General features: G+C 30.4%; 10 protein-coding genes. 3 read left to right on the top strand and 7 right to left on the bottom strand.

Annotated elements, in window-relative coordinates; translation table 11 throughout:
- Positions 1-597, bottom strand: coding sequence for a beta-phosphoglucomutase family hydrolase (locus tag ACFQ5N_RS03960; RefSeq protein ID WP_386807917.1), 597 nt, complete (start codon positions 595-597; stop codon positions 1-3).
- A 67-nt stretch (positions 598-664) separates the two neighbouring features.
- A complete protein-coding gene (gene dprA / locus ACFQ5N_RS03955; protein WP_386807916.1) occupies positions 665-1768 on the bottom strand; it encodes a DNA-processing protein DprA in 1104 nt (367 codons plus the stop codon).
- A 96-nt stretch (positions 1769-1864) separates the two neighbouring features.
- Between dprA and ACFQ5N_RS03950 the strand changes: the two genes are divergently transcribed.
- Together ACFQ5N_RS03950 and ACFQ5N_RS03945 are read left to right on the top strand one after the other, a co-directional pair.
- Positions 1865-2797: an HU domain-containing protein gene (locus ACFQ5N_RS03950; RefSeq protein ID WP_386807915.1), complete on the top strand. Its 933-nt coding sequence runs from the start codon at positions 1865-1867 to the stop codon at positions 2795-2797.
- A gap of 67 nt (positions 2798-2864) precedes the next feature.
- Positions 2865-3374: an acyl-CoA thioesterase gene (locus tag ACFQ5N_RS03945; protein WP_386807914.1), complete on the top strand. Its 510-nt coding sequence runs from the start codon at positions 2865-2867 to the stop codon at positions 3372-3374.
- 2 nt (positions 3375-3376) lie between these two features.
- Here ACFQ5N_RS03945 and ACFQ5N_RS03940 read toward each other — a convergent pair whose 3' ends face one another.
- From ACFQ5N_RS03940 to ACFQ5N_RS03925, 4 genes are read right to left on the bottom strand one after another with little or no spacing between them, the layout of a single operon-like run.
- A complete protein-coding gene (locus ACFQ5N_RS03940) occupies positions 3377-4603 on the bottom strand; it encodes a murein hydrolase activator EnvC family protein (protein ID WP_386807912.1) in 1227 nt (408 codons plus the stop codon).
- Positions 4603-5379 (bottom strand): DUF4292 domain-containing protein, encoded by a 777-nt coding sequence (locus ACFQ5N_RS03935; protein ID WP_386807910.1) that lies wholly within the window; start codon positions 5377-5379, stop codon positions 4603-4605. The genes ACFQ5N_RS03940 and ACFQ5N_RS03935 overlap by 1 nt, the downstream gene beginning before the upstream one ends.
- Positions 5380-6372 (bottom strand): tetratricopeptide repeat protein, encoded by a 993-nt coding sequence (locus ACFQ5N_RS03930; protein ID WP_386807909.1) that lies wholly within the window; start codon positions 6370-6372, stop codon positions 5380-5382.
- A gap of 29 nt (positions 6373-6401) precedes the next feature.
- Positions 6402-8075, bottom strand: coding sequence for an ABC transporter ATP-binding protein (locus ACFQ5N_RS03925; protein ID WP_386807907.1), 1674 nt, complete (start codon positions 8073-8075; stop codon positions 6402-6404).
- Between the two features lie 216 nt (positions 8076-8291).
- On the opposite strand from ACFQ5N_RS03925, the gene ACFQ5N_RS03920 reads away from it, so the two are divergent.
- Positions 8292-10154: an ABC-F family ATP-binding cassette domain-containing protein gene (locus ACFQ5N_RS03920; protein ID WP_386807906.1), complete on the top strand. Its 1863-nt coding sequence runs from the start codon at positions 8292-8294 to the stop codon at positions 10152-10154.
- Between the two features lie 93 nt (positions 10155-10247).
- On the opposite strand, the gene ACFQ5N_RS03915 is transcribed toward ACFQ5N_RS03920, so the two are convergent.
- On the bottom strand, positions 10248-10964 hold the full coding sequence (locus ACFQ5N_RS03915; RefSeq protein WP_386807905.1) for a 3'-5' exonuclease: 717 nt from the start codon (positions 10962-10964) through the stop codon (positions 10248-10250).
- Positions 10965-11066 lie beyond the last annotated feature (102 nt).

Raw genomic sequence — 11066 nt, 5'->3', positions numbered from 1 at the left:
TTAAATGGTAAATTTCATTTCAAAGTAATCATTCACGTCAACCACCATCATTCCAACTTCTTCAGCGGCTTGAATTCCTAAAATACCGTCTTCAAAAACAACACAATCTTTTGGAGCAACACCCATTAATTCGGCACATTTTAAAAAGGTATCTGGCGCTGGTTTAAAATTCATGACATCATCGGCTGTAATAATTGGATTAAAATATTCTTTTAATCCTAAAATAGACAACGTTCTTTTTGCGCCAATTTGTGTACTTCCTGTACCTATAGACATTGGTAATTTTCCGTGGTATTTTCTAACTACATCAGTTACCACTTTAATTTCTTGGGTTTGGCTAACCAACTCTTTGTAAACTTTTGCTTTTGCTTTTCCAACCTCATCAGTATTCATGGCTGTTCCAAACAATTCATTTAACTTTATAATAGTTGCAGCCTTTGGCATTCCTGTTAATGTTAAAAACAATTTTGGCGTAAAATCTATTCCAAAAGGAGAAACTGCAGCTCTCCACGCTTCAAAATGATTTTGCATGGTGTTTGCTACGGTTCCGTCTAGATCAAAAATTAAACCTTTGGCACTTGTTGGAATATGTATCATAATAAAAAATTAAGAGTCAAAAATAAGCATAAAAATAAATAGAACACTTGTTTTTACAAGAAGGTTTTTAAATAGCTTCAAACAATTTTCCTGGCAACGGTTTTACCACACCTTTCATTTCTAAATTAAATAAAATAGTAGTGGTTTGGTAAATTGGCAAATTACAATTCAACGAAATAGCATCTAATAATTGTTTTCCATCTTTCAATAAAAAATCATAAATCTGTTGTTCTTTTTCATCTAATTCTACAAACAATTGTTTTTGAATTGGAACCGGAGTTTTACTTTCTAAATCCCAATTTAACATTTCAACCAAATCTTTTGCCGAAGTTAAAATTGCTGCTTTATTTCGTTTAATTAAATCATTACAACCTTTACTAAAACTATCTGTTGTTCTTCCGGGAACCGCAAACACATCTCTACTATAAGAATTTGCAATATCTGCCGTAACTAAAGAGCCGCCTTTATTAGCCGATTCAATAATTATGGTTGCTTCTGAAATTCCTGCAACAATTCTGTTACGCTTTAAAAAGTTCTCTCTTAGTAATACATCATTATGCCAAAAATCGGTTAAAAACCCACCATTTTTATGCATTTCTGAAACATATTTTTTATGTGATTTTGGATAAATTTCTTCAAAACCGTGTGCCAACACACCAATGGTGGTTAGCTCATTTTTTAAAGCAGCTTTATGCGCACAAATATCAACTCCATAAGCAAAACCACTTACAATAATAGGGTTGTATAATGCTAATTCAGCAATAAATCGTTCACAAAAATCACGACCATAACTTGTAATTTTTCGTGTACCAACAACACTTATAATTGGTCTATTTTCTAAATTAAATGTCCCATCTTTAAACAATAAAATTGGCGCATCAATACAATGTTTTAATTTTTTAGGATAATTATCATTTAAAAAATACAGTGTTTCAATATTGTTATTTTTAATATAATTAAGCTCTTTCTCGGCGGCTTTTAAGTTGTTTTTATCACTTAAAAACTGCAAGGTATTTTCACCAATTCCATTAATTTTTGAAATCTTACTTTTCTTCTCGTTTAGCACATTTTTTGCGCTTCCGCAGTGAGATATTAACTTTTTTGCATTGATATCTCCTATACCTTTAACGCGTTGCAGCGCTAAAATATACAGCAATTCTTCTTCAAGCATATTTTAACAATTTGAGTGTCAAGTTATAAAATTATTGTTAATAAAAAATAGGATAACTCTATATTTTTAGGTTGGTTTTCTCTTATATTTGTTTTAATGACATTAGCAAACTACATAAGCGATTTATTATACAGATATGAATGTGTAATTGTACCAAATTTTGGAGGTTTTGTTACCAATGAAATTTCGGCGAAAGTAAACCACTTTACACATACTTTTTATGCACCATCAAAACAGTTGAGTTTTAACGCTCATTTACAAAACAATGATGGTTTATTAGTAAATTACGTAGCTTCGGCTGAAAATATTTCATACGCTAATGCACTTGAAGTTATTGAAGGAGAAGTTGCCCTTTGGAAATCTACCATTGCTAATGAAGAGTTTGAAATTGAAAATATTGGTTCTTTTCACTTAAGTGCTGAAGGAAAATATATTTTTGAACCAATGAATACAGTTAATTATTTAACTTCATCTTTTGGGATGAATTCATATGTTTCACCAGCTGTAAAACGAATTGAATACAAAGAAAAGGTAGCGCAATTAGATACAGTTACTCCAATTATTCCTTTGAAAGAAAACAAACGCAAAACTCCTGCTTTTATAAAGTATGCTGCAACAGCGGCTATTATTTTTGCTTTGGGTTCAGTTGGGTGGAATCAATATCAAACCAATGAATACAACAACTTAGTTGCAGATGCTGAACTTCAGCAACAAAAGGTTGATAAAACCATTCAGGAAGCAACTTTTATTATTGAAAATCCATTACCTACAATTACATTAAACGTAACCAAAGAAACCTTTAACTACCACGTTATTGCTGGTGCTTTTAGAGAACCTGCCAATGCAGAGAAAAAAGTAAAAGAATTGGTTAAAAAAGGTTTTAATGCAAAAATTTTAGGTGTAAATAAATGGAATTTAACACAGGTTTCATACGGAAGTTTTAATGCTAAAAACGATGCAATAAATGCGTTAAATACCATTAAAAAATCTGAATCTAAAGATGCTTGGTTGTTGGTAAAAGAATACTAAACACACAAGAAATAGCCTCTTCACTTTTTTATTAAAATAGCCATATCTTTGCTAAAAATTTATTAGCATGATAAAAACACCTAAAGACTCATTAACTATTTTAACTGATATTGTATTACCTGGTGAATCTAATCCATTAGGTAACTTATTTGGTGGAGAATTATTAGCTAGAATGGATAGAGCTTGTAGCATTGCAGCACAAAGGCACTGCCATCATATTGTAGTAACAGCATCTGTAAACCACGTGGCTTTTAATAAAGCAGTAGCAGTTGGTACGGTTGTAACTGTAGAAGCTAAAGTATCAAGGGCTTTTAAATCTTCAATGGAAGTTTATGTAGATGTTTGGATTGAAGATAGAGAATCACAAAAACGCACCAAAGTAAACGAAGGTATTTACACATTTGTAGCTGTTGACCACACAGGATCACCATTAAAAGTACCGCAAATTCAACCAGAAACTGAATTAGAAATAGAGCGATTTGAAGGTGCATTGCGTAGAAAACAGTTAAGTTTAATACTTTCAGGTAGAATGAAACCTGCTGAAGCTACAGAATTAAAAGCTTTGTTTGCTTCGTAATTTTACATTTTATAAATCCAATTTTTCGGATTTTCAGTTACTGCATTTTTAGATAATACAAATCCAATAATGGTTTTACCTGTAACTTTATCTGTAAAAATTGTACCTATTTCTTGCTTGGTTTTAACCTTGTCACCTTTTTTTACGGTAACGTTCTGTAAATTTTTATACACTGTAATATAATTACCGTGCTGTATTAAAACGGCTTTTTTATTTCCTGTTGTAACCTGAACCGCTAAAACTGTTCCGTTAAAAACGGCGCGTGCTTTACTACCTTTATTTGTTACAATTCTAACGCCATTACTTTGTATGGTAGCAGTTTTTACAATTGGATGACGTTGTTTTCCATAATACATAGAAACATATCCTTTTTCTACTGGCCAAGGTAATTTACCTTTATTTGCAACAAATTGACTAGCCAATGCTTTAGCCTCAGCCGTTAAAGCAAAAGAACCCGCTTTAGATGTTGCTGCTTTTGGTTTATTTTTAGAAGCTGCAATGGCATCTCTAATAATTTTATCAATCTGCGCATCAATAACCGCTTCTTGCTTTATAAATTTCTTAATTTGATTTTTATATTTATTCTCTTTTTCTTTAACCTGACTTAATAAAATTTCGCGCTGCTGCTTTTCTTTTTCAATAACAGATTGTTCTTGTTTTTTCTCAGCTAACAATTCTTGCTTTAATTGTTTTTTAACCTTTAAGTTTTCAGCTAATTCTTGTAAATGAATTGTTTTTTCTTGAATTTCATCTCCCTGTGCTTTTCTAAAAGATGCGTACTGCTTCATATATTGAAATCTCTTATACGCCTGAAAAAAGTTTTCAGAAGACAGTAAAAACATAATTCTACTATTTTGAGATTTGCTTTTATATGATTTGTAAATCATATCTCCGTAATCCTTTTTTAAGGCTGCTAAATCTCTTTTATTTCTATTTATTTCTAACTGATTTAAGTAAATTTCATTATCTAATTCTTTTGATTCTTTTGAAATTACATTAATAAGTTCGTCACTGGTTTTTATTTTTCCATCAATCTCCACCAATTCAACCAATACATTTTTTTCTTTTCTTATGGTATTTGAAAGTAACGCATTTATATAAACCTTGTCTTTTTGAAGTTGAATTCTGCGCGCTTCTAAAACCTCACGCTTGGTTTTTTTTTGAGCTGTTAGGTTTACACTAAAAATTAGTGCTAAAAAAAGAAAAATGTACTTTATGTTAGGCTGCATTATTTTAATGTAATTTCAGTGTAACCACTTGGTATTGAAAATGGAAATGTCAACTGTTTATTAAATTCAACTGAACGATATTCAATATTAATATTGGTTGTTTTTTTATTATCTGTAGCAGTAATATCAACATTTTTTGGGATTTGCTGCCCATTAATTTCTTGATAATTTGGATACGAAACCAAAAGTGTTTGCGCTTTCTCTGGATGACGTATTTCTTGCTTGTCTAATTTAAAGTTTTTTGAATTCAGAAAAAATAAAATAGCAAATAATTCATTTTTCTTTTTTGGAGTTAATTGATAGGTTTCATTTAAAATAGCTGAACTATACCTTCCTTCTTTTAAATTAAACAATGCCTGACCTAACAACAAGTTTTGAATTTTTTCATAATCTAATTCTGTACCTAACCATTTACTTAATAACGAAAAATCGCCATCAAAATAAGTATTGCTTAACTTCTCATAATAACTAACCTTTGTAGGTGTAATTAATACTTTAGCTACAGGAATTCCAAATTTGGTGGCACTCATCCAAATAGTTTTATCTTTCTCTAAACGCATTTTAATGTTAATAGAAACCGATTTACTTTTATCTTTATATTTAGCATTTAGCCTTGCATCAATAGTTTCTTGGTCAAAAACATTTTCATAATGGTTATGAATAATTTTTTTTGTTGAAACCGATGTAACAGCATTTGCACCGGCAATATTTTTTTTTGATTTACAAGATGTAAATATCAAAAAAAGCAACATTATTATTTTAAAACTATATTTCATTTACTTGTTTTGTCTTAATTTTTCAGCTTTCTGTTTGTATTTTAAAGCTTCACTTTCATTCTCTAAACCTTTGTAAGCAATCGACAATTGCTCATAAAAATCAGCTTCCATTTGGTTGTTATCTATAACAAAATCAATGCCAATACTTAAAACGGCAATGGCTTCATTATATTTCATTAATTTATTTAGCGCCAATCCATTAATTTGATATAAAAATGGTTGGGTAGGAAAAAGCTCTAAACCTTCTTTACTGTCGCTATACAACGCATTAAAATTATTACTTTGTAATTCTGAATTTAAAATTTGTCTTAACAGTTTAAAATCTTTAGATGTTTCGTATTGCTTTTTCAAAGTTGCAATATCATTGGTTTTGGCAGCCATTTTTGGTTTAGAAGTGGCGCTTTCCATAGCTTTTTTTCTATTTGCAATATATTGCTTGTAGCCTTTAATTTTTGAAGTAGCTAAAGCTTTTGCTTCAATTTCAGCAATTAAAACTTCAGCCTTTTCAAAATTTTGATTTTGTAGGTACAATAACACCAACTCATCAGAGTATGAAGGGTGCATTGTAATAATTTCTTTTTGAATTTCTATAGCCAAATTAAAACTACGTTGTGCTTTGTAAATAGCTACTTTTTGTGTTAATAAATACACATTTTTTGGATCTTGTAACAAGGCTTTATCAATAAAAATTTCAGCTTCAATATATTTTTTTAGCAATAAATAGTTTTTTGAAAACTCAAACTCTACAGCTTTACTTGTTGAATCAATGGCATAACAAGCTTCTAAACTTTCAATAGCTTTTGAATAATTATTAATGGCTTTTTGCTTTAAAGCTTCAAAAAAATGCGTTTGAAATTCAAGGTTTTTATTTTCAATCAACTGTTCTTTATCACCAGTAACTAATTGGTTTACGCCCACTTCTTGCGCAAATAAATTATTTGAAACCATTAAAGTTCCCATTAAAAATAAACCAAAAACAACTGTACTTTTCATATAGATTCGCAATATACAATTTATTGAAGTTAAATTCCTTTTGGAATGGCGTCAATTAATTTTTGAGTATAGTTGGTTTTAGGCGTTTTATAAATAATATCGGCATCGCCAATTTCTTCAATTTTACCTTTATTCATTACCACTAATTGATCAGACATATATTTTACAACGGCTAAATCGTGCGAAATAAAAATATATGTAAATCCAAAATCTTGCTTTAATTCATTTAATAAATTTAAAACCTGCGCTTGTACTGAAACATCTAAAGCCGAAACGGATTCATCACAAATAATTAGTTTAGGTTTTAACGCGATTGTGCGTGCAATTCCTATTCGTTGACGTTGACCTCCTGAAAATTCATGCGGATATCTATAAAAATGATCCTCTGTTAAACCAACTCTTTTTAAAATATCAAACACGTATTGTTTTCTTTCTGCGGAAGTATTTAAAATTCCGTGAACTTTCATAGGCTCCATTATAGCTTTACCAACAGGAATTCTTGGATTTAGGGAAGAAAACGGATCTTGAAAAATAATTTGAACTTCTTTTCTAAAGTTTTTTAGTTCTTTTTTTGAAAGTGTGGTAACATCCTTTTGTTGATAATAAATTTCACCTTTTGTAGCTTTCTCTAAATGTAAAATGGTACGTCCCAACGTAGTTTTTCCACAACCAGATTCGCCTACCAAACCTAAAGTTTCACCTTCATAAAGCTGAAATGAAACATCATCAACTGCTTTTACAGTGTTGGGTTTTCCAAAGAAAAAACTACTTTCTGAATTAAAGTAAGTGGCTAAATTTTTAACTTCTAACAATGGTTTGCTTTCATAAATTTTTTGATGAAAAGCAGCACGTTGCTCAGCAGTATACACTTCATTATCAATAGTTTGATCAATAAAATCTTTTACAGTTGGTAATTTTTTAATACGCTTTGTTAAACTTGGTTTTGAATTAATTAAAGCTTTAGTGTAATTATGTTTAGGCAATTTAAAAACCTGATTTACGGCTCCTTGTTCTACAATTTTACCATGATACATTACCAAAACATCATCAGCAATTTCAGAAACAAGCGCTAAATCATGTGTTATAAAAATAATGCTCATTTGTGTTTCTTGTTGCAGCTCTTTTAACAGTTCAATAATTTCTTTTTGAACGGTTACATCTAATGCGGTAGTAGGCTCATCAGCAATTAATATTTGAGGTTTACAGGCAATTGCCATTGCAATCATTACACGTTGTTTTTGACCTCCAGAAATTTGATGTGGATATTGCTCAAAAATCATTTCGGCTCTTGGTAATTTTACTTTTTGAAACAACTCAATTACTGTTTTTTTAGCCTCTGATTTTGATATGTTTTTATGCTGTTTTAAAATTTCTAACACTTGGTAACCACAAGTTAAACTAGGATTTAAAGAGCTCATAGGCTCTTGAAAAATCATAGAAATTTGATTTCCACGAATTTGTTGAAACTGTTTATCTGAAATTTTAGACAAATCGGTTTCATTAAAAAGAATAGTACCTTCAACTTGTGCATTTTTATTTAACAAACCTAAAATAGCTAAAGACGTTACAGATTTTCCGCTTCCAGATTCACCCACAATTCCTAAAATTTTTGCTGGTTGCAATTCAAAAGAAACTTGTTGAACAACGGTGTTTTTGTTACTTTTAGAATTAAAAGAAATAGATAGGTTTTGTACGCTTAACATAGTAGAATTTTGTGGTATAAAAATACGTTTTTAAAAATACAGTTTTTGTTTTAAACCGCGTTAGGGATAGAACGATTTGTTTGAGCTCTTTTTTAAGTTTTTTGAAACTTTAAAAAAGCGAGTAGTGATAGCCCGACCCAACGGGAAACGCCCAAATAATTTTAATTGTAATTTAAGCGTATATTTTGTGTAGTTTTGCGGTAAAATATACAGTTAATGAATTACTTATCGGTTGAAAATATATCAAAATCATTTGGAGAATTAGAGCTTTTTAGCAACATTTCCTTTGGAATAAATCAATATCAAAAAATTGCATTTATTGCTAAAAATGGAACTGGAAAAACATCCATGTTGAATATAATTGCAGGGGTTGATAGTTCAGATACTGGACAAATTGTAAGCAGAAAAGGCATAAACATTGAGTATTTATCGCAAGAAGATAACTTAAACAATGAGTTAACAATTGAGGAAAGTATTTTTGATTCGGACAACGAAACGTTGAAAGTTATTGAGGAATACGAGCACGCATTAAACAATCCGGATGACGAAAAAGCGTATCAACTTGCTTTTGAAAAAATGGAGCGTTTAAACGCTTGGGATTTTGAAACACAGTACAAACAAATATTATTTAAGTTAAAATTAGACGATTTAACCAGAAAGGTTAGTGCGCTCTCTGGTGGGCAACGTAAACGTTTGGCTTTAGCTTTGGTTTTAATTCATAAACCCGACTTATTAATTTTAGATGAGCCTACCAACCATTTAGATTTAGAAATGATTGAGTGGTTAGAAAGTTATTTTGAAAAAGAAAAAATTACGCTGTTTATGGTAACGCATGACCGTTTTTTCTTAGAGCGTGTTTGTAATGAAATTGTTGAGTTAGACAACGGTGGCTTTTATTCATACAAAGGTAATTACTCTAACTACTTACAAAAAAAGGAGGAACGTATAGAAATTGAACAAGCAATGGTTGATAAAGCCAAAAACTTGTATAAAAAAGAACTGGAATGGATGCGCAGGCAACCAAAAGCCAGAACCACCAAAAGTAAAAGTAGACAAGACGATTTTTATGTAATTAAAGAGGCCGCTTCAAAACGAAGAAATAATCATAAAATACAGTTAGAAATTGATATGCACCGTATGGGTTCTAAAATTTTAGAATTGCATCATATTTCAAAATCGTTTGGTGATTTAAAAATACTAAATAGGTTTGATTATAATTTTTTACGAGGCGAACGTATTGGTATTATTGGTAAAAACGGAACGGGAAAATCTAGTTTTTTAAAAATAATAACGCAACAAATGCCTATTGACGGCGGTAAAGTTGTTGTTGGTGATACCATTAAATTTGGATACTACTCACAAGATGGTATTCAAATAAAACCAGGGCAAAAAGTTATTGAAGTTATTAAAGAATTTGGAGAGTACATTCCACTTACAAAAGGACGAAAAATATCTGCTGCACAATTGCTAGAACGTTTTTTGTTTAGCCGAAAACGACAATATGATTTTGTAGAAAAATTAAGTGGTGGTGAACGTAAACGCTTGTATTTATGTACCGTTTTAATTCAAAATCCAAACTTTTTAATTTTAGATGAACCTACCAACGATTTAGATATTATAACCTTAAACGTATTGGAAAACTTTTTACTAGATTTTCCTGGTTGTTTATTAGTGGTTTCTCACGACAGGTATTTTATGGATAAAATTGTTGACCATTTATTTGTGTTTAGAGGCAACGGTGTTGTTGAAGATTTCCCAGGAAACTACTCTGACTATAGAGCTTATGAAGACTCTAAACCAGCCAAAGAAACACCAACTGTAAAAAAGGTTGAAACCAAACCAACAAATACTACAACAAAAGCAAAATTATCATACAATGAAAAAAGAGAGTTTGATGGTATTGAAGATGAAATTGCAAAATTAAACACCCAAAAAACAGAGATTGAAGCCAAATTTTTAGACGCATCTCTTTCTGGTGAACAAATAAATGAACTCTCTATTAAGCTTCAAGAAATTAGTACTTTAATAGATACGAAAGAAGAACGTTGGTTTGAACTTTCTGCAAAATTAGAAGGGTAAATATTAAGAATTACTGTTATTCTAAACCTAAGTGAAGTATCTTAAATATTAAATGCTTTATTTAGGTTGCTACATTTAGCATAACAAAATTTACTACACATGAATAATATGTATGTCATCAATTAAAGGTTTGTTATTAAAGCGCAATAATAACTGCGCAATAGCAATGGTATCTTTTTCGCAATAGGTTACAATACGTTTTATATTTTTTTCTTTATAATAAACAGCACCAACTTCACTTCCAGAAATATCATCTTTTGGTGAAGGAATTCCTAAAATAGCGGTTAATAACTTTAACGATGTAAAATGCTTATAATCGCCAAATTTCCACAACTCCATTGTATCTAAATGTGGAATTTCCCAAGGTTTTTTTCCAAATAAATTTAGTTTTTCTGGCAATTCAATTTGGTTGATAATCATTCTTCTTGCCATAAATGGAAAATCAAATTCTTTTCCGTTATGCGCACATAATACGTGTTGTAGCTTGTTAAAATGTTTGTTTAATAACTCTTTAAAATTTTCTAATAATTGTGGTTCTTCGCCATAAAAAGAAGTAACTCTAAACTTTCTATCTTCCGAATTAAATTTGGTGAAAAACCCAACCGAAATACATACAATTTTCCCAAACTCGGCCCAAATTCCAGCACGATCATAAAATTCTTCAGCGGTAAATTCTTCCTTTCTTTGGTACTGTGTTTTTAGCGCAAAAAGCTCTTGTTTTTCTTTAGATAGGTCGGTAAAACTCTCAACCTCAGGTACTGTTTCAATATCCAAAAAAAGGATATTTTCAAAATCTATTTTGTAATTCATTGCAAATTTTTAACTAAAGATAGTAAAAAAAACAATTTCAACTAATTGTTTAAAAACAGTAAAATGTGCTAAAAATGAACGCAATGTCAAGGCAATGTTAGG

Source organism: Lutibacter holmesii (genome assembly GCF_042679665.1).
GTDB lineage: Bacteria > Bacteroidota > Bacteroidia > Flavobacteriales > Flavobacteriaceae > Lutibacter > Lutibacter holmesii.
Note: the sequence above shows the minus strand (reverse complement) of the source record. Positions and strands in the feature narration are given on the sequence as shown.

What these genes read in the sequence shown, in the direction of transcription:
- ACFQ5N_RS03925 (WP_386807907.1), bottom strand. Translation starts at nt 8,075, where the DNA reads ATGTTAAGCGTACAAAACCTATCTATTTCTTTTAATTCTAAAAGTAAC.
- ACFQ5N_RS03935 (WP_386807910.1), bottom strand. Translation starts at nt 5,379, where the DNA reads ATGAAATATAGTTTTAAAATAATAATGTTGCTTTTTTTGATATTTACA.
- ACFQ5N_RS03945 (WP_386807914.1), top strand. Translation starts at nt 2,865, where the DNA reads ATGATAAAAACACCTAAAGACTCATTAACTATTTTAACTGATATTGTA.
- ACFQ5N_RS03960 (WP_386807917.1), bottom strand. Translation starts at nt 597, where the DNA reads ATGATACATATTCCAACAAGTGCCAAAGGTTTAATTTTTGATCTAGAC.
- ACFQ5N_RS03950 (WP_386807915.1), top strand. Translation starts at nt 1,865, where the DNA reads ATGACATTAGCAAACTACATAAGCGATTTATTATACAGATATGAATGT.
- dprA (WP_386807916.1), bottom strand. Translation starts at nt 1,768, where the DNA reads ATGCTTGAAGAAGAATTGCTGTATATTTTAGCGCTGCAACGCGTTAAA.
- ACFQ5N_RS03915 (WP_386807905.1), bottom strand. Translation starts at nt 10,964, where the DNA reads ATGAATTACAAAATAGATTTTGAAAATATCCTTTTTTTGGATATTGAA.
- ACFQ5N_RS03920 (WP_386807906.1), top strand. Translation starts at nt 8,292, where the DNA reads ATGAATTACTTATCGGTTGAAAATATATCAAAATCATTTGGAGAATTA.
- ACFQ5N_RS03930 (WP_386807909.1), bottom strand. Translation starts at nt 6,372, where the DNA reads ATGAAAAGTACAGTTGTTTTTGGTTTATTTTTAATGGGAACTTTAATG.
- ACFQ5N_RS03940 (WP_386807912.1), bottom strand. Translation starts at nt 4,603, where the DNA reads ATGCAGCCTAACATAAAGTACATTTTTCTTTTTTTAGCACTAATTTTT.